Source organism: Carboxylicivirga sp. M1479 (assembly GCF_007097485.1).
GTDB lineage: Bacteria > Bacteroidota > Bacteroidia > Bacteroidales > Marinilabiliaceae > Carboxylicivirga.
This window is the reverse complement of sequence record NZ_VKDE01000001.1, coordinates 64,925-90,786: the sequence shown is the minus strand read 5'-3', so window position 1 is coordinate 90,786 and position 25,862 is coordinate 64,925. Positions and strand designations below refer to the sequence as shown.

General features: G+C 37.6%; 23 protein-coding genes and 2 tRNA genes. 8 read left to right on the top strand and 17 right to left on the bottom strand.

Going from position 1 to position 25,862, the window contains the following annotated elements; all coding sequences use genetic code 11:
* Positions 1 to 41: 41 nt before the first annotated feature.
* The 9 genes from yidD to FNN09_RS00380 all read right to left on the bottom strand — a co-directional run bounded on the left by yidD (position 42) and on the right by FNN09_RS00380 (position 5,832).
* On the bottom strand, positions 42 to 308 hold the full coding sequence (gene yidD / locus FNN09_RS00420) for a membrane protein insertion efficiency factor YidD (RefSeq protein ID WP_143299490.1): 267 nt from the start codon (positions 306 to 308) through the stop codon (positions 42 to 44).
* The gene (rnpA, locus tag FNN09_RS00415) at positions 301 to 699 is read right to left on the bottom strand and encodes a ribonuclease P protein component (protein WP_143299489.1); all 399 of its coding nucleotides are present in this window, start codon (positions 697 to 699) and stop codon (positions 301 to 303) included. The genes yidD and rnpA overlap by 8 nt, the downstream gene beginning before the upstream one ends.
* Positions 700 to 768: 69 nt before the next feature.
* On the bottom strand, positions 769 to 1,521 hold the full coding sequence (locus FNN09_RS00410; RefSeq protein ID WP_143299488.1) for a uroporphyrinogen-III synthase: 753 nt from the start codon (positions 1,519 to 1,521) through the stop codon (positions 769 to 771).
* A gap of 48 nt (positions 1,522 to 1,569) precedes the next feature.
* Complete coding sequence (locus tag FNN09_RS00405) at positions 1,570 to 2,610, bottom strand: DUF4271 domain-containing protein (RefSeq protein ID WP_143299487.1); 1,041 nt, start codon at positions 2,608 to 2,610, stop codon at positions 1,570 to 1,572.
* Positions 2,611 to 2,666: 56 nt separating this feature from the next.
* Positions 2,667 to 3,248 carry a TIGR00730 family Rossman fold protein gene (locus FNN09_RS00400; protein ID WP_143299486.1) on the bottom strand — a complete coding sequence of 194 codons (582 nt, stop codon included), beginning with the start codon at positions 3,246 to 3,248 and terminating at the stop codon, positions 2,667 to 2,669.
* A 31-nt stretch (positions 3,249 to 3,279) separates the two neighbouring features.
* Positions 3,280 to 3,714 carry a DUF417 family protein gene (locus FNN09_RS00395; protein WP_185968801.1) on the bottom strand — a complete coding sequence of 145 codons (435 nt, stop codon included), beginning with the start codon at positions 3,712 to 3,714 and terminating at the stop codon, positions 3,280 to 3,282.
* A 10-nt stretch (positions 3,715 to 3,724) separates the two neighbouring features.
* A complete protein-coding gene (locus FNN09_RS00390) occupies positions 3,725 to 4,663 on the bottom strand; it encodes a glutaminase (protein ID WP_255433913.1) in 939 nt (312 codons plus the stop codon).
* Between the two features lie 4 nt (positions 4,664 to 4,667).
* Complete coding sequence (locus tag FNN09_RS00385; protein ID WP_143299483.1) at positions 4,668 to 5,360, bottom strand: DUF6048 family protein; 693 nt, start codon at positions 5,358 to 5,360, stop codon at positions 4,668 to 4,670.
* A complete protein-coding gene (locus tag FNN09_RS00380) occupies positions 5,335 to 5,832 on the bottom strand; it encodes a DUF6452 family protein (RefSeq protein ID WP_143299482.1) in 498 nt (165 codons plus the stop codon). Before FNN09_RS00380 ends, FNN09_RS00385 begins: the two co-directional genes overlap by 26 nt.
* A gap of 238 nt (positions 5,833 to 6,070) precedes the next feature.
* Between FNN09_RS00380 and FNN09_RS00375 the strand changes: the two genes are divergently transcribed.
* The 4 genes from FNN09_RS00375 to FNN09_RS00360 all read left to right on the top strand — a co-directional run bounded on the left by FNN09_RS00375 (position 6,071) and on the right by FNN09_RS00360 (position 14,670).
* Positions 6,071 to 7,402 (top strand): pitrilysin family protein, encoded by a 1,332-nt coding sequence (locus tag FNN09_RS00375; protein WP_143299755.1) that lies wholly within the window; start codon positions 6,071 to 6,073, stop codon positions 7,400 to 7,402.
* Between the two features lie 72 nt (positions 7,403 to 7,474).
* Positions 7,475 to 9,532 (top strand): pitrilysin family protein, encoded by a 2,058-nt coding sequence (locus FNN09_RS00370; protein WP_143299481.1) that lies wholly within the window; start codon positions 7,475 to 7,477, stop codon positions 9,530 to 9,532.
* 521 nt (positions 9,533 to 10,053) lie between these two features.
* Positions 10,054 to 13,059, top strand: a complete 3,006-nt coding sequence (locus tag FNN09_RS00365) for a M6 family metalloprotease domain-containing protein (RefSeq protein WP_143299480.1) — start codon at positions 10,054 to 10,056, stop codon at positions 13,057 to 13,059.
* 117 nt (positions 13,060 to 13,176) lie between these two features.
* Positions 13,177 to 14,670 carry a M28 family peptidase gene (locus tag FNN09_RS00360; protein WP_143299479.1) on the top strand — a complete coding sequence of 498 codons (1,494 nt, stop codon included), beginning with the start codon at positions 13,177 to 13,179 and terminating at the stop codon, positions 14,668 to 14,670.
* 25 nt (positions 14,671 to 14,695) lie between these two features.
* On the opposite strand, the gene FNN09_RS00355 is transcribed toward FNN09_RS00360, so the two are convergent.
* The 8 genes from FNN09_RS00355 to FNN09_RS00320 all read right to left on the bottom strand — a co-directional run bounded on the left by FNN09_RS00355 (position 14,696) and on the right by FNN09_RS00320 (position 24,952).
* Entirely contained in the window at positions 14,696 to 16,237 is a 1,542-nt protein-coding gene (locus tag FNN09_RS00355) for a glycosyltransferase family 39 protein (protein ID WP_143299478.1), read from the bottom strand.
* 74 nt (positions 16,238 to 16,311) lie between these two features.
* Positions 16,312 to 16,791 (bottom strand): hypothetical protein, encoded by a 480-nt coding sequence (locus FNN09_RS00350; protein WP_143299477.1) that lies wholly within the window; start codon positions 16,789 to 16,791, stop codon positions 16,312 to 16,314.
* 13 nt (positions 16,792 to 16,804) lie between these two features.
* Positions 16,805 to 17,470, bottom strand: a complete 666-nt coding sequence (locus tag FNN09_RS00345) for a hypothetical protein (protein ID WP_143299476.1) — start codon at positions 17,468 to 17,470, stop codon at positions 16,805 to 16,807.
* Between the two features lie 157 nt (positions 17,471 to 17,627).
* The gene (glmS, locus tag FNN09_RS00340; protein WP_143299475.1) at positions 17,628 to 19,463 is read right to left on the bottom strand and encodes a glutamine--fructose-6-phosphate transaminase (isomerizing); all 1,836 of its coding nucleotides are present in this window, start codon (positions 19,461 to 19,463) and stop codon (positions 17,628 to 17,630) included.
* A 166-nt stretch (positions 19,464 to 19,629) separates the two neighbouring features.
* Positions 19,630 to 20,436, bottom strand: coding sequence for a glucosamine-6-phosphate deaminase (nagB, locus tag FNN09_RS00335; protein WP_143299474.1), 807 nt, complete (start codon positions 20,434 to 20,436; stop codon positions 19,630 to 19,632).
* 26 nt (positions 20,437 to 20,462) lie between these two features.
* Positions 20,463 to 22,451: a DUF4954 family protein gene (locus tag FNN09_RS00330; protein ID WP_143299473.1), complete on the bottom strand. Its 1,989-nt coding sequence runs from the start codon at positions 22,449 to 22,451 to the stop codon at positions 20,463 to 20,465.
* 229 nt (positions 22,452 to 22,680) lie between these two features.
* Complete coding sequence (kbl, locus tag FNN09_RS00325; RefSeq protein ID WP_143299472.1) at positions 22,681 to 23,871, bottom strand: glycine C-acetyltransferase; 1,191 nt, start codon at positions 23,869 to 23,871, stop codon at positions 22,681 to 22,683.
* A gap of 100 nt (positions 23,872 to 23,971) precedes the next feature.
* Positions 23,972 to 24,952, bottom strand: a complete 981-nt coding sequence (locus FNN09_RS00320) for an adenosine kinase (RefSeq protein ID WP_143299471.1) — start codon at positions 24,950 to 24,952, stop codon at positions 23,972 to 23,974.
* A gap of 145 nt (positions 24,953 to 25,097) precedes the next feature.
* On the opposite strand from FNN09_RS00320, the gene FNN09_RS00315 reads away from it, so the two are divergent.
* From FNN09_RS00315 to FNN09_RS21535, 4 genes are all read left to right on the top strand, one after another.
* A tRNA-Asn gene (locus FNN09_RS00315) sits at positions 25,098 to 25,171 on the top strand.
* 45 nt (positions 25,172 to 25,216) lie between these two features.
* Positions 25,217 to 25,290: transfer RNA gene (locus FNN09_RS00310), tRNA-Asn, on the top strand.
* A gap of 49 nt (positions 25,291 to 25,339) precedes the next feature.
* Positions 25,340 to 25,642 (top strand): GIY-YIG nuclease family protein, encoded by a 303-nt coding sequence (locus FNN09_RS00305; RefSeq protein WP_143299470.1) that lies wholly within the window; start codon positions 25,340 to 25,342, stop codon positions 25,640 to 25,642.
* Between the two features lie 116 nt (positions 25,643 to 25,758).
* Positions 25,759 to 25,862 (top strand): GIY-YIG nuclease family protein (locus FNN09_RS21535; protein WP_185968814.1); only part of this gene is annotated, 104 nt, incomplete at its 3' end.

The window sequence follows — 25,862 nt, the reverse complement described above, 5'->3', positions numbered from 1 at the left end:
CTACAATGGGCAACAATATAAGAAAAATAATAATTGTTCAGTTAGGGAACCGGATCGTGCCCATGCCCACCCCATGGATTGCAGCTTAAAATTCGCTTAATGGAAAGGTAGAGTCCTTTGAAAGGCCCATGCTTTTTTAACGCTTCAACGGTGTATTGCGAGCAAGATGGCGTGTAACGACACGAAGCACCTAAAAAAGGAGAAATAAACCACTGATACAGCTTCACAGGAAACAACAAAAGCGCCACTAAACCACTTTTAAGAATTAGGCCGAGCTGTTGCAGATATTTGAGTAGTAATTTACCCATCACTCAAAGCTTCTTTCCCTACCCTCTTCAAAGCCTTTTGCATGGCCTTTTCAATGGATGTGTAATCAAGTATTTCTGTAGGCAGGTAAATAAATGCAATGGCCAACTTTACATTTCGCTCCTTAAGTTCATCCGTTAACTGGTGCTTATTTAAACGATAGGCTTCGCGTATTAAACGCTTTAAACGATTACGCTTGTAGGCTCTTTTAAACCGCCTTTTCGATACACTCACTAATATTTGTGCATCAGCCTTCTCATTTTTATCGAGTTCCATATAGGTAACTCGAAACGGATATTTGACAAACGACTGCCCTTTATCGAATAAGCTTTGAATAGTATCTCTACTACACAAACGCTCTTGCTTTTTAAAGGTAAATCGTTGTTGCTCCATGTATCATGCAGATAAAAACAATCCTCTCTGCCATTGACAAAGAGGATTATCAAACCTATTACGGTTAAATTATTTTTGAGCTTTATTAAACTGCTTAATGTACTGCTCCAAAGCCATTGTCATTGAAGGTGCTTGAGGCATTGGCGCCTGTATATCTAGGCGTAAGCCAGCATCTTTAACAGCCTTTGCTGTGGCAGGTCCAAAAGAAGCTATTTTCGTATCGTTTTGAACAAAATTAGGAAAGTTCTGCATTAGCGATGCAATTCCTGATGGGCTAAAAAACACCAATACATCGTAATTAACATCCTTTAAATCGCTAAGGTCGCTACTAACTGTGCGATACAAAATTGCTTTTGTATATTTTACCTTTGCTTTATTTAATAAAGTTGGAATTTCCTGTTTATGAATGTCAGAAAGAGGCACCAAATATGTTTCGTCTTTATGCTTTTTAACGACATCAGCCAAATCTGAGAACTTTCCGGTTGAATGGAAAATTTTACGCTTTCTGTAAACAATGTATTTCTGTAAATAAAAAGCTGTAGCCTCGGAAATACAGAAGTACTTCATTGTATCAGGCACTGTCAAACGCATTTCTTCTGCAATACGGAAATAATGATCAATTGCCGTTCTGCTAGTAAAAATCACTGCTGTGTGATCAAGAATGTTCACCTTTTGCTGCCTAAACTCCTTCGCTGCAATTGCTTCGACTTGAATAAAAGGTCTGAAATCAATTTTCAGGTTACTTTTTTCAGCCAAATCAAAGTAAGGAGATTTGGGTGTTGAGGGTTTGGGTTGTGAAACCAGGATTCTTTTAATCTTCAATGTTCTTCAATTTAAATTCAACTAAACCTTTACCTCATTTACTATTCCCTAGTATATCATTACTTTAATAAGTATTGATAAGGGTAAAATTTCTAGGGCACAAAAGTACAAAAACATATAAAATATTGAAAGAGGGCTGTGCAAAATTATTTTAGCACCTCGAAGTAATTGTATTACATACATGATTAAAAACAACGCCAGCCCAGCCTTTACAACAAATATAGCCGTTAGAGAATCAACAAAAGGCACAACACAAACAACGGGTAAACAGGCTATTCCAAACACTTTACTAAGCATATTGGCATTAAAAAGGTATTCTTTAGTGGCGGATTGAACGTCAAAAACGTAGCCTACAAATTGATATAAAATATTTTTGGCAAAGAAATAAGCAATAACGCCTATATTAACCAACACGTAAAACATGAATGGATTAATTCGCTCTGGCGTTTTTCCTCCAATATGTGCAAATTCAAATACCAATAAAGATGTACTTAAGAAAAATAACACTGTGAGTGCCCAGCCAGGTTTCTGATTTTGAACATTGCCACTTGAGAACAATTTAGTGGCTGATTGCTGATATCGAATAGATGAGAACAAATCGCTCAAGTATTTACCAGCCGATAGTTTTATGAAGCCTGCAATAATAAGCATGAGCACTATTACTCCAGCCATCCAATCTTTTGCACCATCAAACGGAGAAATTTTACGAACCGATACAGGTGGAGGCGGTATACTAATTTCAAACTTTGGCTTTTCAATAATAGCTTCTACTTGCGACACACTATCGCTGAATTGACTTTCTTCAAGCACCTCCATGTCCTCGTGAGATCTTGAATAGACCGCGTTATTAATGAAGGCCTTTCCATTATCCTTTCTAAGGTTAAAATACACCGAGTCCTGAGCAGACCAATATCGGTATTCTATTTTAGGAGTTGGAATATACTTTCTTTGTTGCAAGTGCTTTGGCTCCTTAACAACTATGGGCTGTATGGGCGTACGCAAACTTTTGCTCAGCGATAAACTATCTTGTTGTACCACCTGCTTTTCAACACTTTGAACCTGTTGATATGTTGCAATTATTTCCCCCATTAAAAGCTGTTTGCACAAAATTAATTAAAAATACGAACGAATAACACTTCAACACACTACTTAACAGCTGCAAACTCAATCGCTTTATCACTCCATAGCGGCGATGTTGAAATTGCCTCACAAACATCAAGGGCTGAATCTACAACTTGCCATAGTTGACGATGCTCTGCATTCATAAAGTTTTCACTTATCATTTGCTCCAATAAATCAATAATTGGATCAAAGTAAGCATTGGTATTCACAATAATTATTGGATGCTGTATTTGTCCTAATTTTTTCAAAGATAATACTTCAAATAACTCTTCTAAGGTACCAATACCGCCTGCCAGAACAACAACGGCATCACATGAACTTACCATTTGTTTTTTGCGATCAGCCATATCTGCTACATGCACCATGTCTTTTACGCCCTTGTGCTCCCACTCAACCTCAACCATGAATTCTGGTATAATTCCTTTGACACGCCCACCTAATTCAAGCGCTCTATCTGCCAAATAACCCATCAGGCCAACGCTACCGCCACCATAAACAATTCCATAATCAGCTTTCACTAATTCCTCGGCCAATTGGCTGGCTTCATTTAAATACGCCTGATCAACTTTTGGACTGGAGGCACAAAAGACAGTAACATTATTCATTCGATATATTTTTAAAATTCATCAACTCTTTCTAGGCCGAATCGCCTACACACCACAAAGCTGCTCCCAACAAAACAACATCTTTTAAAATACTTTGTCCTAATTTCGACAACTCGGGAAAACCATAAGGAGAAAGCCACACGTACGAAGAAGTAAGTAAAGTTGATACACTAATAAACAAAATAACAGTAGCAACTAAGCCACCCCAGAAAGATACCTTGCGAGCAACAGGCTTTAAAGCAATTAAAACACCTAAAGCCATTTGTAAGTAGGCTACAATTTGGGAAAATGCATAGGATGTAAAATATTTGAGTAGCCAATTAAACAATGATGAATTGGCCAAAACATCTTTCAGGTAATCAGCTTCGATATTTTTTAACTTCATTAGCCCAAGCCATATCAATACAATGGCCAAACCATAACGCAATAAAAACCTGCCTGCTATTTTAAAAGTTTTTCCTATCATCAAACACTCTTTAAAAAATGGAAATTCCTGTTTTGGTAGTAAATAACTCCAATGCTTTAGCTCCTGCCAACGAGTTACCATATTTATCTAAGCCAGGACTCCAAACACAAATAGACAATAAGCCAGGAATAATAGCCGCAATACCTCCGCCTACGCCACTTTTACCAGGCATACCTACTCTAAACGCAAAATCGCCAGCAGCATCGTAAGTACCACAAGTTAGTAGTAATGAGTTCATCCGTTTTGCCTGACTAGCCGTTAAATACTCCTGATTATTATAAGGATGACGACCATGGTTAGCTAAAAAAAGAAATGACTGCGCCACATCTCGACAATTCATTGATAATGAACAGTGACCAAAATAATAGTTTAACACCGCCTCAACATCAGATTCAATATTTCCATAGCTCTTCATAAAATGAGCTAAAGCTGCGTTTCGATGACCAAAATGCTTTTCAGATAAAAACATATCTTCATTTATAGCTATGTTTTTATTGCCCGATATCTCCCTAACAAAATCAATGGTGTCGTTTAATGGTTGATTAGCGTTACTAACCACACAGTCGGCAACTACAATTGCCCCAGCATTAATAAACGGATTGCGCGGTTTGCCATTTTCATGCTCCAACTGAATAAGCGAATTAAATGGATTGCCCGATGGTTCTTTTCCCACTCGCTTCCAAAGCTCATCTTTCAAAAAGGAAAAAGCTTTTGTTAGACTATAAACCTTAGAAATACTTTGAACTGAAAAATTAACATCAGAATCACCAAAGCTAAACTCACGCCCATCGATAAAAACAACGGACATACCAAAGGCTTCCTTTTTAACATTCTCCAGTTCAGGAATATAGTCAGCAACTTTTCCAGCACTTTGGTATGGCTGTATTTCCTGCCCTATTTCATTAATAATCGACTGCCAATCAGCATCTATTGCCATAGAATCAACCATCTTCTCACTTGTCTTTCTTGAAGGGTATCTGATATTCAAGCGTGTAGGTAAAGCCCATGTTAGTCGGCCTATCACGACGCCCATACCCAGGTACTGAATACGGTTCTAATTCATTATCGGCACCCACATTTAAAATGGTTTTGAAGCGAACTGTCCAACCCATATAAAAATTCTTCAACACTTCTGAACGCAAACCAAATACAAATTCACCCCAGTGCGAGGCCACTGTTGATGGTGAAAAAGAACCATTAACATTACCCCAATACACTTCTTCTACTGTGTACCTGGGACAACTATGCTCCTGAATAGAAGCACCATATCTTACACCTAGCAATATGTTGTCGTTATTACCAACTTCTTCAACTCGAAAAATGTTATAATCGACACCAACTCTAGCAAAACTACCATCTGAAGTGTAATTCATTTGCTCGGTGTCCATATCCACATTTTCATAACCAATTTCACCAACAGCTTGCCATTTCCGATTAATGGTATATCGCACATTAGCCTCAACACCGAATCGCTCGTTGGAAAACAGATGATTAATAAAAGGTGCTAAGTCGAGACCAAAGGCCAAACCAGGCTCCCCTTTATTGGCCAACTTTTTTTCCTCCTTTGAAAGCTCCTCGTCGGTTTTTTGTGCCCACGAACCAGTACAAAGAAGTAGGATACTAAGACTCAATAAATATTTTAACATTCTCTAAATTTTCATTGTATTTAACTGATGGGTATTCGATAACAACCGAATCAATCATATTGAGCGTCGTAATAACCGTATCTAACATCAAGTTGTATGTAAAACCACAATCGCCAGACACGTAATTCAATTCCCGCTCATAAATAAACATCATAGTATCTTGCAAATCACTGGCCACTGTTAACTCACGAATGATCATTACTGTAGTATCTCGCTCAATGTCAGTTGGCAAATACATATCACTTACACTGGCGCTATCGGCAATCAATGGCATATTCTCATTGGTGGCCATTTCTAGTCCCCACAAATAAACGCCATTTAAGGTGGTATCTTTTGCTACACCCGAAGATGCAGAATATAAAGTAGCTTGTATGGCATTTTGCCCTGACAAACACAAGGAACTACTTTCACAAGCTACCAACACGATCATTAAAATGGCCAAGAATGATTGGCCTAAAATTTTCATCTTCATTAAAAAAGCTTTGATACAAAAATAACACCTACGAACAAGAAAGGAGAAGTAGAACGAAAAAAAAATAAAGTTTTTCCAGATTTGTTCGCAGTGCACGATAACGTACATAAGCTTGTGCGCTAATGAACGCTTATTGAATATAAGTTTTTACTTAACAAGCTGGACATCGGATTATTATACTTTTCGGCCTACAAATTGTTTAAAAGCTGACATTAACTTAAAACTAAGTAGTTTGAATATGAAGAACCGTTTATTCTTACTGGCTTTTTCGCTTTTTTTAGCCAGTGTTGGCACTATCAGTGCTCAATCAAATAAAATTAGCTTCGAAGAATATGATTTAGATAATGGCTTACACGTTATCCTTCATGAAGATCCTTCTACCCCCATTGTAACTGTGTCGGTTATGTACCATGTTGGTTCTAAAAACGAGAACCCTGAACGAACTGGATTTGCACACTTTTTTGAACACCTAATGTTTGAAGGCACCGAAAACATTGAAAGAGGAGAATACTCCAATTATGTTGAACGAGCTGGTGGTACCCTAAATGCCAACACATCAAACGACAGAACTTATTACTACGAAATATTTCCATCAAACCAGTTGGAACTGGGTTTATGGTTGGAATCAGAAAGAATGCTACATGCGAAAGTTGATTCAATAGGCATTCAAACACAAAAAAAGGTGGTAATTGAAGAGAAAAAGCAAACGGTTGACAGTCGCCCATATGGCACCTTGCTTCAAGAGACTATGAAACGTGCTTTTACCAAACACCCTTACCGCTGGACAGTTATTGGCGATCCTGATCACATCCGTGCTGCCAAAGATGAAGAGTTTCAGCAGTTTTACAAAGAATTTTACGTACCAAACAATGCTGCCTTAGTTATTGCTGGCGACATTAATGTAGAAGAAACAAAAACACTTATTAATAAGTATTTTGCTGAGATTCCTAAAGGAACAAAAGAAATTTATCGTCCTTCAATAGTTGAGCCTGCCTTGGCTGGAGAAGTACGCGACACAATTTTTGACAACATTCAATTGCCTTTAATTGTACAAGCATATCGCACTCCTGCGATGGGTACCGATGATTATTATGCCTTAGACATGTTATCAACCTTATTATCGGGCGGACAAAGTTCACGTTTATATAAGTCATTGGTTGACGAACAGCAAAAAGCCTTAGAAGCTGGTTCATTTTCTTTACCATTCCAAGATCCAAGTGTGGCCTTAGCTTACGCATTACCTAACATGGGAGTTGATTGCGCCGACCTAGAAGCAGCCATTGATGCAGAAGTGAAAAAAGTAAGAGATGAATTAATCTCAGAACGTGAGTACCAGAAGTTACGTAATCAGTTTGAAAACTCATTTGTTAAGTCCAATGTAAAACTAGCAAGCAGAGCTGAAAACTTAGCAACTAACTACACTTATTATGGGAATACCAATTTGATAAATACCGAATTGGATAAATACCTAGCTGTTTCACGCGAAGACATTCAGCGAGTGGCCAATAAGTATTTTGTTCAAGACAATCGTGTTGTACTATATTACTTACCAAAGTCGCAACAAAACTAATCAACAACAGAGTTAGATTACTGATTAATTAAAATATAAACCAATATCACTTGGTTCAAAAAACAAAATAGAATGAAGAAATCAGTTTTATTTTTACTGGCAATTTTAGTTGCTTTTAATATAAATGCCCAATTAGACAGAAGCACACCTCCGAAACCAGGTCCAGCTCCGAAAGTTAATATCGGTCAGGCACAATCATTCGAACTTAAAAACGGCTTAAAAGTTTTTGTTGTAGAGAATGATAAAGTACCTGTTGTATCGTACACCTTATCTTTAGATATAGATCCGATTGTTGAAGGTGAAAAAGCTGGCTATGCAAGTATGGCTGGAGATCTAATGAGTACAGGAACAACAACGCGTACTAAAGCCGAAATTGATGAAGCAATTGACTTTATTGGCGGCAGCTTAAACACACGATCAACAGGCATTAGTGCTTCATCATTAAAAAAGCACTCAGATGAGCTATTAAACCTAATGACCGACGTATTATACAATCCTTCTTTTCCTACCGAAGAACTTGAGAAAGCCCAGAAACAAATGTTAACTGGTCTTAAATCTCAAAAAGATGACCCTAAAGCCATTTCATCCAACATCAAAAGTGTTTTACGCTACGGCAAAGATCATCCTTATGGTGAAATTTTAACTGACGAATCAGTTGAAGCTATCACTGTTGATGATTTAAAATCGTATTATAACACCTATTTCCGACCAAATGTAGCTTACCTAATTATTGTAGGAGACATTTCGGTAAAAGAAGCTAAGAAGCAAGCGAAAAAACACTTTGCAAAGTGGGAAGCAAAAGATGTACCTACTTTCAAGTATGATACGCCTAAAAGCTTTAATGAGCCAAAAGTTGTTGTAGCCAATAAAGATGGATCAACACAATCAACCATTTCTTTATCTTACAATATCGACTTAAAACCTGCTCATCCTGATGCGATTAAAGCACGCGTGATGAATCAAGTACTTGGTGGTGGTTCATTTAGTGCTCGCCTATTTCAAAACCTACGTGAAGACAAAGGCTTTACTTATGGTGCCTACTCTTCTTTGAGTTCCGATGAATTGGTTGGTTCGTTTAATGCTGGAGCCAACGTACGTACTAATGTTACTGATAGCGCCTTTACAGAAATCATTTACGAAATGAATCGTATGAGTTCTGAATTGGTTCCTGAAGAGGATTTGCAAATGGTTAAAAACTCACTAACAGGAAGTTTCTCTCGCTCATTAGAAGATCCTTCGACAGTGGCACGTTTCGCATTGAATATCCAAAAATATAATTTACCAACAGATTACTACGAGACATATCTTGAGAAATTAAATGCTGTTACCCCTGCCGATGTACAGGCAATAGCTAAAAAATACATCACGCCTGACAATGCTTTAATATTAGCAGTTGGAGATGTACCAAATATGAAAGCCAGCTTAGCAAAATTTGCTAGCGATGGTAAGGTCAGTATTTACGATTTTTATGGCAATCCAGTAAAAGCATTGCCTCTTCCTGCTGATTTAACAGCTGAAAAAGTTATTGAAAAATACATTGATGCCATTGGAGGCTCAGAGGCTATTGCAGCTGTATCAGACTATGTTCTTGAAGGAAGCATGACTGTACAAGGAATGCCTTTAAACATGAAAATGTATAGTCGTCGCCCAAATCATCAATGTGTTGAAACCTATATGCAGGGCAACCTAGTATCAAAACAAGTATTTAATGGTGAAGTAGGTAAGGTAATTAGCCCAATGGGTGAGCAAAATATTGAAGGCGAAATGCTGGAAAATATGAAGGTTGAATCCATCCTATTTCCTGAAACACAATACGCTGAATTGGGCTACCAGCTTGAATTAATGGGGGCAGACAATGTAAATGGACAAGATGTGGTGAAAATGAAAGTAACCAGTCCGAATGGAAAAGAACAAACAGTTTATTTTAGCCAAGCAAGTGGTTTAAAAGTGAAAGAAGTAAGCACCAATGCTCAAGGAACCATGGCTAGCACCTTTACTGAGTATGCCGAGGTTAAAGGAATCAAATTCCCTAAGAATATGAACCAAACTGTTGGTCCACAATCATTCGATATTGTTTTTGAAACAATCATAGTAAACGAAGGAATAGACGCAAATATATTCGATATCTAATTCATTGGCGTGGTAAGATATCGTTGCAATCATAAGTTTTAGAAAAATCTGATTTTATATTTCGGACAAGTTAGATTGATAGTTTGAAGATTGCTAAATGCGAAGGAAGGGGGTTTTTACTCTCTTCCTTTTTTTTTGCCCTAACTCAAAATATTCCAATTTCACACTGAAAAATTCATTCTTCATTTTATCATCACCATTTATTGCAATAAAAATCACCAAATATTTGCTTTAAACACATTCCTTCTTTAAAAAATAGATTTTTTTAAAAAAAAATATCGAACACCACCACCTCCACACAACACAAACCCAACCCCCTCATTTAGTTACGATTAAAGCTTTTGTCATTTCCAGAAAACTAACAATTCCTACTTGTTTGTTATAAAAAAAACACTAACCCATACAGGGATATCATCGAGTTCTGCATCTATGTAATACAGGAAAGAGAAAATAGAGTCCAAAACTCACACACAGTAGCATAGCTTAAATTTTATAATTCAACAATTTATAATACAACTTCTATGAAACACTTAAACTCTATTAAACAGAGAATTACAGTCCTTGCGACCCTAATTCTGTTCGCTATGATGGTACATGGCGCCCCAATTAACAGAAAAATTACTTTAACTCAACCTGATGGTACAACTATAGAGGCCATAATTCAAGGGGATGAATTTTTCGCATTCACCAAATCAATAGATGGCTATACACTTGAAGTAGACGTTGATGGATGGTGGACGTACGCAGTAGTTGGCGAAGATGGTAACTTAACAGCGGGATCTGAACGTTACTCTGCCAATCAATTAAAATCCTCTTCCAATGAAAAAGGCATTATGCCCTCAAGCGCAGTGATGCAACAAATAACTAACAGGAGGACGTTATTTAATGAGCAAGTTCAGCAAAAAATGAAACAAGCTGAAAAATCATTAAAAGCAACTCATGGAACAAACATCTCAGGTGTTTGGAATGTGCCAGTGGTAAGAATCCAATTTACTGATTTGACTGGCACAAAAACAACAGCTGATTTTGAAGAGTTCTTTCATGATATGGACGATTCTGAAGAGGGGGACCCATATGGTGGTTCATTCAATCAATATTACTACGAGAATTCACAAGGAACCTTTACCATTAAAGCTCACATTTTTAATTGGGTTACAGCTAACAATAACCAAACTTACTACGCAAATTCACATACTGATAGTCAAAGTCGTGTTAGACAAATGACACGTGAAGCAATTAATGAATTGGAAGCTAACAACAACATTGATTGGAGTATTTTTGACAACCAGAACTCAGGAAATGTTGATATGGTGATGGTTATACACGCTGGCGAAGGTGCGGCTTGGAGAGGCAATGATGACTACATTTGGGCGCACATGTGGTGGGACCTAAACATTAGTCACGATGGCGTTGATTTTGACGTTTACAACGTACAGCCTGAACTACAGGATGGCGAAATGGCGTCGATTGGCTTGTATGCTCATGAATTTGGTCATGCTTTGGGTCTTCCTGATTTATACGACTATAATTATGTATCGCAAGGAATTGGTGATTGGGGCATTATGGCAGGTGGCTCATGGTTAGGTAGCGGCTATTGCCCTTCTCACTTTTGTGCATGGAGTAAAACAAAATTAGGCTGGGCAAGTCCAATTGAAATAAAAGATAATAATAGCCTTATTACTGTAAAGAAGTATCACGAATACGGCGATCCAATCAATAATAATGTATATCGTTTCTCAAGTGATAATCCTGATGAATACTTTCTAATCTCAAATCGTCGCCAAGATTCATATGATTGGTATTTACCAGGTGAAGGTTTAATTATTGAACACATTAACGAACAAGGTGACAATTCGGACAGAAATGACCCACTTGTACAAATTGTTGAAGCAGATGGCGAATGGAACCTCTACGACAATGGTTATGCCGATGGTGGCGATGTTTTCCCTGGAAGCAGCAATGTAACAATGTTTAGCGATGCCACCAACCCAAGTGCTAATTTACGCAACGGCAACACATCAGGCTTATTTATGCGTAACATCTCTCAGGTTGAAAATTCAATGGACATAACTTTCGACAATGGCTTTAACCCAACCGATCCTCCTGTAATTATGAGGATTTCAGGATCAGGAATAACAGGTCAGCCTATTACTATTACAAGCGAATGCAAAGGAGATAACGTTACCTACAGCTGGAAGTTTTTTGGAGCAGAAAGCAGCAGCAGTAACGAAGAGAATCCAAGTGTTGTTTATAATAACCCAGGAGTATATTCGGCCGAGTTAACCATAACTAACCAATATGGTAGTGAAACTAAGTTAATAGACGCCTGCATTATGGTAGATTACTCCAATGGGGAGTGTGCAGGAGCCGCAAAAGATGGTACAGGCGGTGACAACATCAATTGGGTGATGATTGGCGATGCACAGTTTAACTCTGAGTGGTCTGAGTATACTTCATTTAAGAGTCAACCAGTAGACTTAACCATAGATGAAGATTTTTATCTGGTTTTTGATATTGCTAATTTTTACGACGGCGATGTACCCTTTGCATGGATTGATTGGAATCGTGACGGTGTATTTGATACTAATGAAGAAATTAATATGCCTGACTACGTACAGGGCGATTACATTACATCTGAAACCACTGTTACTCCACCATCAGGTGCCGAAGGCTACTATGTGCTACGTATTCGCAACCAATGGCATGCCGAAGGCGTTACACCAACTGCAACTCCTTGTGGAAGTGATGTATATGGCGAAATAGAAGACTTCACCATTAACTTAATAGCTATCAACAACATCAATAGTGGTTTATGTGAAGGGATCAGTGCCGATGGTCTTGGTGGTGATTATATTTCAAATGTTATTATCAACGGTATTTCATACCCATCGGGCAAAAGCTTATATAGCTCATTTTTATATAAAGATGTAAAAGCTGCAAAAAATCAATTATCAGTTACTGTCGAGATTGCCAATAATTATGGTGATGAAATATTTGGCTGGTTAGACATCAACCAAAATGATCAATTTGAAGCTAACGAAGTACTAAGTTTCAACGCCCTCACATCAACAAAAGCAGCGGCAACTTTAGATATTTCCAGCTTAGCTCTTGGTAAATATTCTTTACGTGTACGTAATCAATGGTATGATGAGAACAATGACGTAGAATCATCTACACCGACACCTTGCGGTAATACTGTTTGGGGTGAGGTTGAAGATTATTTAGTTGAAATAGTTGCAGCACCAGTTACTACGGATATTCACGATCATGAATCAGAATTATTTATCGATGCTTACCCTAATCCTGTTCAAGACCAATTATCAATAGCCTGTTCGCTAGATCAAGCTGATGAAGTTAACTTTGTTATTTGCGATTTAACAGGTCGTGTGGTGTTGAGCGAGAGCAAGAACATCGGTATTAACGGTGGAGTAACAACATTAAATGTAGCACATTTGCCTAAAGGTATATACATCGTAAAGGCATCAACCGAAACAGAAAGCTCAATTAAGCGCATTGTAAAACAATAATGGCGTAAAGCACTCTGACTATTTAAATATTTTCTGTAAAGGGGAGAACCTTATTTGTTCTCCCCTTTTATTATGCACTCATTTTGTACATCTTTAGGTTTCAAAAAAAATTAAACCATGAGATTCACACTATTAATTGCATTTACACTTTGCTTTACTTGGCTAAAAGCCCAAGATGAAGCGGAAATAATAAAACATTTTCATAGCATAACAGCCAGCGAAGTTTTTGGTTATGCCAATACCTTGTCTCAACCCGAATTTGATGGCCGATTAGCGGGAAGTCCGGGTTACACAAAGGCTGCCCAATGGGTTGGCCAACACCTTGAAGAATGGGGCATCAGTCCTGCATACGGAGATTCATACTTCAAATCCTACCCTCAAGATTATACGCTTGTTAAATCTGCTGGTTCTTTTTCAGTAGTTATGCTCGATAAAAAAGGAAATTCAATTGAAAAAAGTTATTCATTTCCAGAGCATTACTACCCTGGCTCCAACTCAGCTAACGGAACTGTCTCTGGCGAATTAGTATATATAGGATTTGGCATCACTGCTCCCCAACACAACTATGACGACTACAAAGGAATAGATGTTAAAGGTAAAATTGTGATGATTGAACCTGGTCATCCAAAACCAGAAGGAGCTATAGAATGGAATGATTGGGCCAATGTAGCAGGGTCATCGATTAAAATAAAGAATGCTTTAAACCATGGCGCAGTAGGCGTTTTATATATTTCTAAAATAGCAAGCCCAGGCATTAAATACCAAGAAGATATGATCTACTGCCACATTGATAAAAAAGTGGTAAACGAATTCTTTTTCGCCCGTAATTTGGATTATACCAAAGTACTGGAGAAACTAAAAAGCAAACACAAAGCGCAAAGTTTAGCCTTAGGCCATACAATTACTTTATCTGCCGAAACAGATTACCATGCTGATGGTCAATATGCCAATGTGATTGGAATAATACCAGGTACTGACCCTCAATTAAAAGACGAAGTGATTATGGTAGGTGCACATCTGGACGGACAAGGAAATCTAGGTCAACTTTTTCCTGGCGCTTTGGATAATGCATCGGGCGTTGCCGATATAATGGCAGCAGCCAGAGCTTTATCGAACCTACCTGCACCCAAACGCACCATTGCTTTCTTTTTTATTGGTGCTGAAGAAAAAGGCTTATTAGGAGCCTTGGAATATGCTAAAGATCCACTTTATACTAGAGATAAAACCGTTTGTTATATCAACCTGGATATGGTGGGTAATGGAACAGGACTCTATTTTGGAGGTGGCGAATCATTCCCTGATATCTACAAACACTTTAAACAATCTAATCAGCAATACATACACCGCACTCTAAAAACAAACTATCTAAACCGAGCCTATAAAGGTCGCCCAAGAACAGATGGTATGGCTCTTTCGCAAGAAGGGTTCAGAGCTTTAAGCGTTCACTGTACCGATAGGGTAAAAAAACTGTATTATCACCACCCGGCAGACACACCTGAAACTTTGGTGCCAGAGATAATGGAGGATGTTAGTAAATGGCTTTATTTGAGCCTGTACTCACTTGCTAATGACGAAAGTGTTGATTTGAACGAGGTAATGAAACCAGAATAAAATTTTAGCCCAGCTATGTGTTGGGCTAATCTGTTTTTCTTTTTCTCCAAATACTAACCATTGTATTTCTATCAACAATTTCAAATTCAGATAAAAACGAAGGGTAGTGATTTATCACTTCTGTTTGAAAAAATAAATCAAGCGTTACTATAAAATCATAATCCTTAGACAACTCTATTGGTAATTGTTCCTCTAGTTTCCATACAGCTCTATGAACTGGCCTTTTCCACGAAACCATTGGTGTATTCCATCCTGCACTATTGATCAATAAAACTTTGCTCTCTTCAGAAATTATTTCATCTAAAAATCCTGAACTTTTATCAAAATAGTCAATTGTCAAATCAGCACCTTTCATTTCTACCTTATCACTGTACTTTCTTACCTGATTTTCAAGGGCGATTGCAAACGAACCAACAACAAACATTGCGCTAAATAACATCACACTACGGTAACTATACGCTTTCAAATCAATCGTATAAACAAGATACAAAAGTCCAATAGTGAGCGGAGGCATCCAAGTATCCAAAGCATAGTAATCATGAGCAGACAAGCTCCATGACATTAATAATGAGAACATAGATGTACCTAATAAAGAAAATAAAAGCCATGATATTACTATGGTAGTTTGTTTTTGTAGTTGCTTTTCTTTCTTTAAAAATACAAACACAATAAGTGCAAATAAATGAAAAAATGGCAGGAAGCCTCGTAGATATGATTTTCCAATTTGAAATAAATGTAGCAATAAATCATTTATTGAATCTGCTGGCAAAGGACTCCCCAGGAAAACAGATCCATACCTACTTGAGAGTATCTTATTATAAACAAAATATGATAGTACAATAGCAACACCAAGTACAACAAAAAGTAGTTGCTTTTTATGCATACCGCGCTTAAGAACATCAATAAATACCGCACAAAACACGGCTATCAATGTGATAATTTGGGTAAACCTCATTAATGCTGCCAATGTTAAAAAAAAGATGCCCCAAGCAAAAAACTTGGATTTTTTTTCGACTATATATTTAAACAACAATACAATACCAACTATCTGTGTGTTTAAAGCTGCTGCAGAGACATGAAATCCATTTTGATAGTAACTATAAATAGGTTGAAACATAATGAATGCCACAACTAAATAAGCTAGCCATTTGTCCTTAATTCTACTTAATTCTTTAAACAAATAAAATAACGCAAAGAAACTCCATAATAATGACACAGCCCTAAAAACCCATGGTTTAGTGGTTCCTAGTACTTGCATTAAGATGGCGACTATGTAATGTAAAATTGGAAAATCAACGGCAGTTATGCCCTTAGGATCTTGTAGAGTCTGATCTGAGGGGAATTGTACACTTAAGGTATACGTTTGAGGATGAAAAAAGTCAAATCCATTATCAATAAACCCTAAAGACAATGCATAATGATCACTTTGCGCCCAAGCATGAATTCTAGCTGGTTTCTTATCAAAACTAAGAGCATGGATAAAGCAAATGGAAAAAACAAAGAATATAAAAAAAACAAAATTGGAATTCGCTTTCTTATCGACAGAGAGTATAAACTCTTTTTTCATGCAATAGATTTTATATTGACAGGATGCTTTATATAATACATAACGTAAATAATCAGGTATATTTTTCTAATCCATTATTTTTTCCGCTCTATTCCCAAACGCATGTTACTAACTGGAGCATAATAAAAAACTACAGGATCGCCCGATTTTAAGCTATCAAACAGCTTTTTAGATACTCCATAACGCACATCTTCAACGATAATCGCAAAATCATCAAAAGCTCTGTATTTTAAACCTCTGTATCCTACTCCATTTTCATCATTAAAATCATCTTTGCTTTGCTTACGCTGAACATATTTAACCACGCCTCGCTTTGAATTAGCCTTTAAATCTTCGATGTATTTTCGCGATTTGAAATAAGCAATTAATACCACCACAGGCAATTGCAATAAAAATGCGAATAGCGGCTGCTGTGGCCTTAATGGTATTTGCTGTACCAACACCACCAAAACAGTAATCAAAGGGATTAATCCTGATGAAATAATTGGTAAAATAATAGCGGGTCGGCATTGATATTTTAATGCTTTTCGATCTTTTTCGTTTAGTTTATACATTTGATTTTATTGGTTAGTTAGCTGCTATGTTAATAAAAAACTCTTGAACCATAATGGTATCGTTTATTCCTATCGAATAATCGGCACTATAAATATATTCATAATCAAATACATTATTTACTCTTTCAGAAGTTATAGAATTATCCCAAATTGGATTATCACTCAATTTATGCAAGCGATTAACCATTGGCAATCGCAGGTTTCCTTGATGACGCTGAACAAACAAACACTCTTTATACAGAAAAATGGAATTGAATCCCGTAGAGCTTGCAACGGCCACTTCGTCAACATACAAAGGTTTGTATTTATATAGTGGGGATAAATAAAAAGTTCTTAACGTATCTGGATGCTCCCAATAAATTAAATTATTCATTGTATATGCACGACCATTTTCCTGACCAGCAGGGCTCGAAATATTTATATCATGGTCACTAAGATATGTAACGTTAATATCTCCCTCTACAGCAAAAGTATCAGCACTTATAAAAGCATTGCAATGACGATTCATAAAGTCATCAATTAAGCTCTTATCCTTAACTTCTCCATTGGCGGTAAAAAGGCGTATATGACCTTCTGTAACACTATCAGAAGAATAAGTTTTAGGGTACGTTTCGTGTTCTTTAGAGCAAGAAAACAGGAAGATAGTCATTAAAGACATTCCGTAAAGTATTTTTTTCATAGATCTGGATCAAAGACTATGAAGATAAATAAATTACTGTACATCGTAAAAAAAGTAAAGCCCGAATGACTTTTCAAACGGGCTTTTACTGAGAGATAAACCTTAAAATATTACAATGAGTGTTATCCGAAATCGAATAACAACGAAGTAATCATTATTATTCCACTGTAACTGACTTAGCCAGATTACGTGGTTGATCAACATTACAGCCTCGCATGACTGCAATGTGGTACGATATAAACTGCAGTGGCACACAAGTTAACAATGGCGCGATGGCTTCATGACAATCAGGCACTTCAATCACATGATCGGCCATGTTTTTTATCACATCATCGCCTTTTGTTACGATGGCAATTACTTTACCATTACGAGCTTTCACTTCTTGTATATTGCTTACAATCTTTTCGTATGACTTGTCCTTTGTCGCTAAAACAAAAACAGGCATATTCTCATCGATTAAAGCAATTGGTCCGTGCTTCATTTCAGCTGCAGGATATCCTTCTGCGTGAATATATGAAATTTCCTTCAGTTTAAGAGCGCCTTCCAAAGCAACAGGGAAAAGATACCCTCGTCCTAAATAAAGAGCATTATTGGCATCTTTATACATTTCCGCTATTTGCTTTATTTGTTCTTCAGATTCCAATATCGTCCTGATTTTATCAGGCACCTGGGTTAATTCTCCAATTAACTCTTTATAATCCACATCTTGCAAATGGCCTTTTGTTTTACCTAACAAAAACGCCATCATAGTAAGAACTGTTACCTGTGAGGTAAAAGCTTTGGTTGATGCCACCCCTATTTCTACACCAGCATGGGTATAAACTCCGGCATGCGTTTCGCGCGGTATTGATGAGCCAGCCACATTACAAATACCAATAATAGTAGCTCCTTGTTCTTTGGCCATTTTAATGGCTGCCAAGGTATCTGCCGTTTCGCCACTTTGCGAAATTGCAATTATTACATCATCAGAATTAATAACTGGATTACGGTAACGGAATTCACTGGCATATTCCACCTCAACGGGCGTGCGAGCAAACTCTTCAAAAAGATACTCCCCAACAATTCCAGCATGCCATGAGGTACCACAAGCAGCGATAATTATGCGTCGAGCCTGCGATAATTTTGGCAACACATCGGTAATACCTCCTAAAAATATTTTTGAGTGATCCATTGACACTCGACCACGGAATGTATCTTCGATTGAGATAGGTTGCTCATATATTTCTTTTAGCATATAATGCTCATAAGCACCCTTATCAATTTCATCAATGGTTAAATTAACCTTTTGAATTTTTGGCTTTAGCGCATCATTTTCAATGCTTTTTAACGTCAAGTTATTCTTTTTAATAACGGCTACCTCCTCGTCATTCATGTAAATAACTTGGTCGGTATACTCAATAATTGGTGTAGCGTCTGATGCTAAAAAGTATTCTTTCTCACCAACGCCGATTACCAACGGACTGCCTTTTCGGGCTGCTATCAATTGATCTTTTTCGTCGGTACAAGTTATAACCAAACCGTAGGCTCCAACGACTTTTGTAAGAGCCAATCGAACTGCCATTTCAGCATCCACTTTTTGATCGATATAGATATTCTCAATCAGGTTAGCCAATACTTCGGTATCTGTTTCGCTTTGAAATTCATACCCTCGATTAATCAACTCTGTTTTGAGGTGGGCATAATTCTCAATAATACCATTGTGCACCACAATAAATTTACCATTTTGCGACACGTGTGGGTGAGCATTATTATCGCTAGGCTCACCATGCGTTGCCCAACGTGTATGTCCCATACCGATTGAACCTGAAATGGATTTACCCTTTGTATGATCCTCAAGGTCTTTTACTTTACCTTTGCACTTATATACGTTTATCTCACTATTAATAAGGGCTATACCGGCCGAGTCGTATCCCCTGTATTCCAACCTTTGCAAACCCTTAACAATAATTGGGTAAGCTGTCCTTCCTCCAACGTATGCAACAATTCCACACATATGCTTTAAAATAAAATATTAGATAAACAGTTATCTATTTCTAGTTAATTCTTGATTTCTTATTCGCTATAACAACTAAGTGCTGAAAACGAAAAAAGAGGAATTAGCCAGGCTATTCCTCTTCAAACAAATGTGTTTTATAGTAATAAAGGCCTACGCCTCTAATTTATTTCCATAAACTCTCAGGAGCTAAATTGTCTTTCTCAATATCTTTGAAATAGTTGTACGTTCCAACCTTCAATTCGTAGGTTGCAGCTTCGTCACAAACAATTAAGCCCTTGGCATGCATTTGCAATGCACTGATGGTCCACATATGATTGACTCCTTCTTCTACAGCATGTTGTAAAGCTCTCGCCTTATTATGACCATTCACAATTATCACAACTTCTTTTGAATCAAGTACAGTTCCAACACCAACTGTTAAAGCTGTTTTTGGCACTTTATTAGGGTCATTATCAAAAAAGCGTGAATTCGCTAAAATGGTATCGTAAGTTAACGTTTTAACTCGCGTTCTGGAGCTTAGTGATGAGGCAGGCTCGTTAAAAGCCAAATGCCCATCAGGACCAATACCACCCATAAAAAGGTCAATACCGCCCATCTCCTTAATTTTATCTTCATAACGTTGGCATTCAGCCTCCGCATCTTCAGCCTGACCATCCAATAAATTGGTATTTTCAGGCTTTATATCAATATGACTGAAAAAGTTATTCCACATAAATGTGTAGTAGCTCTGTGGGTGCTCGCGAGGAATCTCACGATACTCATCCATATTGAAAGTCACTACATTTTGGAACGATACTTTTCCTTCCTTATTCAATTTAATCAACTCCTGGTATGTCCCCAGAGGAGACGAGCCCGTTGGCAATCCAAGAACAAAAGGTCTATCGGCCTGATGTTTATTAATTCGTTGAGCAATGTAACTTGCTGTCCATGCCGACGCTTCTTGATAGTCCGGCTCAATAATTAATCGCATAGTAATCTATTTAAGGTTTATTCTCTCTACTTTAAGAGGATAAGCCTTTCTTTCAGTTCTTCAGCCAGTCTGCTTTTAACCCTGATGTGATTACTAATATCTTGTACCGATGGATGTTTTTCAAACTCCCCACGCACCTGTTCAAAATCCTGGATACGTGTTTCTTCAGTTCCATCAATGCCAAAGCCCGTTTGAGTATTTAAGGTAAACTCTTTATGAGCATCGGCATACACCATATTATCTAAATCAATTACACTTTTCTTCCAATCATCTACAAACGAAAGGATTTGATCAATTTCAGCCGTTTGAAAATCCAAGTCGTATTCTTCTTTAAACACTTTCAAACACCAAGTCCATGCGTAATCAAAATAGTTATCATGCAATAATGCATATCGTCCATTGAGTTCTTCAAGGTTCGATACGCTACCATTTTGCAAATCATCAAGCAGGGTCTTTACCCGCTCTTTGGGAACAAGCATTCCAGCCATGTCTATCCACTCCCCAATTCCACATTCGGAAGTTTTCGAAAGGCTTTGTCTTAATTCACTTAACGATTCAAAGATAACATCTTCCAGCTTTTTTATCAGTGCATTACCCAAAAACTTTATAATTCCAGTGTTATACAACTGAATACCACGCACTAAGGCTCCACTCTCAATTTTCACACTGTTGTACATGTAATAATCTGAAGTTGCACCCGAGGACTTTCTTAATGCTTTCAAAACCTTTTTACCATTTATCATTTTTTGAATAGTAAATGGGCTTAATAGGTTAAAATTGATATAATCGAGTAATTTAGTATCTGTTCTTTTATCTCGTTTGGGCCATTTACGCGCATCGCGAATGGTTCCTACGCTACGCAGATTAACACCTGGAGCCAATATACTTTCATCCTTGTTCTCAATCAAGTATGAAAAGGGTAGTTGTGAAGTATCTGGGTTACGATAGTGTCTGCCCATAACCAAAGAAAAAGCACCAATATGGGCTGGCCATAGCAGATATGAATCACTGGTCGTTTTGGAACCTCGCTCTACAACTCCCTGGTGTATAGGACCCAACTTATACATGTGATTACTTTGGTTGGAACCACTTCCCGCATTCATAAATGAAAAGTAGCCCGCAATAAGTAAGGTAGACTTATGATGTGTTACTGTATAAGGCCCTGCAAATACCGAGCAGGCCTCACCATGGAAGCCTTGACTATTGGCAAAAAATACAGAGTTTTCGGCTGAATAATGCTTGCCTAGCTCGCATCCCTGACCTACAAAACACTTTGAAAGAAGAGCACTATCACTTACCTTACTGCCCGATGCTGCTATAAATTCTTCTGCAATCACACCAGGACCAAAATAACTAGGAGCCTCAGCGGAACTATTAATTGTACCGTTAGTTAAGCGGTAAATGCCTTCTACTTTGGCAAATTTACCAATATTGATATCGATAATGGTACGACAATTAATTAACTGAGCACCTTCTTGAATTGTACCCATTGAACTACAAATTTTTGCCTTGTAGTCATTAATCATCTTTTGCAGTTGCTGAATCACGGCTGGCTCATGTCGGTACATAGCCATAATGTAGGCTGTATGTGCCGATAAATCATTGTAAATGTATATCTCACGACCTCCAGCCTCATTTAATGCTGACACAGGCACACCATTTCCAAAGCAACTTTGTTTTTCGGTAATTATAGAGTCAACATTTTCGATAACCACATTGGAGTGAATGTGATAGTTGGCTATGTGATTTTTAACTTGATTGATGTATGCATCAGACTCAATGATGCAATTATGAAGCGTAGCATTGGATATGCCTGCTTTTTTTTCAACCCCACCAGGGAACGTAAATGAACGATTAAATTGCCCAATTTTTATACTCCCAGAAAACGTTACATTCCGTAGGCTTTCAATGCGGAAACCATCAATAACGCTTACCAAGCTCCAATCTGAACAATAGCAATTTCTTGCCTCTAAAAGGCCTATTTCTTCTGTAGATAAAGATCTGTATTTGTTCATTCTCTCAGTTATACCGTCAACTAATCGACGAATGTAAGAAACAATTAAGTACTAATAGTTTGATAGAACTAAATGAAAGTCAATTGTAATAAAATAGCAAGAAATAAAATTAATTACCAAGGATTAGAAAGGTACATCATTCAGAATAATAAAACCATAGAGATTAGCACAACGAAAAAAAGGGTTGCCTAGTGGCAACCCTTTTCAATAATATTTAGTTGAAAAATGATTAATTAATCACTTTCAATTCTTTACCAATTTTAATGAAAGCAGCGATCGCTTTATCTAAGTGATGTTGCTCGTGAGCAGCTGATATCTGAATTCGGATACGTGCCTGTCCTTTTCCAACCACTGGGTAGAAAAAGCCAATTACATAAATACCCTCATCTAACAATTTAGCCGCGAACTCTTGTGATAATTTTGCATCAAAAAGCATTAATGCCACAATTGCCGACTCAGTTGGCTTGATATCAAATCCAGCCTCAACAATCTTACCTTTAAAGTACTCTGCATTAGAAATTACTTTATCTCGTAACTCTGTCGACTCACTTAGCATGTCAAAAATTTCAATAGCCGCACCAATAATAGATGGAGCTAATGAGTTGGAGAACAAATACGGGCGTGAGCGCTGACGAAGAATATCAATAATTTCTTTTTTACCAGTTGTATATCCACCCAATGCGCCACCAAGAGCTTTACCTAAAGTTCCTGTGATGATGTCTACACGATCCATGCAATTGTGGTACTCATGTGTTCCACGACCAGTTTTACCAATAAAACCAGAAGAGTGACTATCATCTACCATAACCAAGGCATCGTACTTATCAGCCAGGTCACAAATTTCATTCAACTTTGCAATGTCACCGTCCATTGAGAAAACACCGTCGGTAACAATAATACGATAACGCTGCTCTTGTGAAGCTTTCAATTGCGCTTCCAAGTCAGCCATATCAGCATGCTTATAACGATAACGAGCTGCTTTACACAAGCGCACTCCATCAATAATAGATGCATGGTTTAATTCATCAGAAATAATGGCATCTTCAGCAGTAAATAAAGGTTCGAAAACACCGCCATTCGCATCAAAACAAGCAGCATAAAGAATTGTATCTTCCATGCCAAAGAAAGATGCTATCTTATCTTCCAATTGCTTGTGAATATCTTGTGTTCCACAAATAAAACGTACTGATGACATACCGTACCCATGTGTATCTAACGCTTTTTGAGCAGCTTTAACAACACGTGGATGAGATGACAGGCCAAGGTAGTTGTTGGCACAAAAGTTCAAAACTGGTTCTCCACCTTGAACATTGATCTCAGCTCCCTGAGGAGTGGTAATGATGCGCTCTTGCTTATAAAGACCTGATTCTTTAATGGCCTCTATTTCTTTAGCAAGAAAATCCTGAAATTTACCGTACATAACTATATATTTTACAGTGTGATTAATCCATTTGAAAGTTCAAAATTACGAGCCATATTCTTAAAGAACAATGATTAAAAGCACGTTTTTACCTTTCGAATTAATTTAATATGCCTTTTATTTTCTTCTGAATCTCCTCCCAAGTGCTTTCGCTCATCTTAGGTCCAACAACTTCAATAACATGCCCCGAAAGAATGGAACCAATCTGCCCACATTTATCAAGAGACAAATTCTGAATGAGCCCGAACAAAAATCCAGCTGCATATAAATCTCCCGCTCCAGTAGTATCGATACTGTTAGCTGGTATGATCCCCACTTTCACTACTTCATTGGCACGCTTGATCATTGAACCATCTTTACCTAACTTCAAAATAGCGACTTCAGTACCTTGTGCTAATTGCTGTAGCGCCTCTTCTCCCTCTTTGCCTGTATACGCTTTTGCTTCCTCTTCGTTGGCAAAAACAATATCCACATACTGATGGATAAGATTAGTTAAAAACTCCAGGTTGTCCTCAACAACGTTAAAGCTCGCCAAGTCAATACTTGTAATCAAACCATTAGCCTTGGCCATTTTATAAGCCTTTTCAATCAAAGCCTTGTTCTGTACTAAATACCCTTCAACATGAAAGTATTTATATCCCTGAAATAAATCATCAACCAAATCGTCTTGTGATAACTCTACCGCAGCACCCAAAAAAGTAGCAAAAGTACGTTCTGAGTCTGGACTGATTAACGCATTCGCATGCCCACTCTGGGTATCGGACTCCAAAAGATGTGGCGTGATGTTGTGCTCAGTCATGTCATTTTTAAAAACCTGCCCCAATTCATCGCGGCCTATTTTACCAATGAAGCCAGTTTTAATACCCAAGCTGGCTAATCCATGAATGGTATTGGCAGCAGACCCTCCACTTGCCAAATCCTTTTTTATATGTGAGGTTGCTTCTTTCACTTTTTGAGCGGCTGCCTCGTCGACTAATTGCATACTTCCTTTGGGCAAACCCAAATCTTGCAACATTTGATCATTCTCTAACATGGCTAACACATCAACCAAGGCATTTCCTAAACCTAATACACTGCTCATACTTAATAGTTTAATATTGTATGGTAAAATAATTCTAAAATTTTTTGTCAAAGATATTGGATATTTTGAAGATTCCGTATACTTTTGCAACGCATTTGACGAAAATGCCTCCCCAAAAAGGAGATAAAATGTATTGAAAATTTCTTCCCCAGTAGCTCAGTTGGTTAGAGCGGCGGACTGTTAATCCGTAGGTCGTAGGTTCAAGTCCTACCTGGGGAGCTTTAAAAAGGCTCTAACGAAAGTCTTATTATTTTGAAAATATTTTCCCCAGTAGCTCAGTTGGTTAGAGCGGCGGACTGTTAATCCGTAGGTCGTAGGTTCAAGTCCTACCTGGGGAGCTGAAAAGCCACTTCATTTCTGAGGTGGCTTTTTTAGTATATTAGGACTATGGAATTTTTCATATATATTCTTTACTCCCCATCTTCCAACAAATATTATATTGGATACTCAAAAGATCCAAATAAGCGCTTGAAAGAACACAACTCTTATCAAGACAAATCAAAATTCACAGCTAAGCACCAACCTTGGGATTTAAAAGCATACTTTAGTGTTTCGGATAATGCTGGCAATGCGATGCGTGTTGAAAGGTTTATCAAGAAGCAGAAAAGCCGTCGTTTTATACGCGACATAATAATAAACCAACAAAATTCTGATTATTTACATAGCATCATTAAAAAGGCATTGAGTTAGAGCGGTCCCGAACATCGGGATTAATCCGTAGGTCGTTGGTTCTCCCGAAGACTCGGGAACCTGGGGAGCTGAAAAGCCACTTCATTTTGAGGTGGCTTTTTTAGTATATTAGGACTATGGAATTTTTCATATATATTCTTTACTCCCCATCTTCCAACAAATATTATATTGGATACTCAAAAGATCCAAATAAGCGCTTGAAAGAACACAACTCTTATCA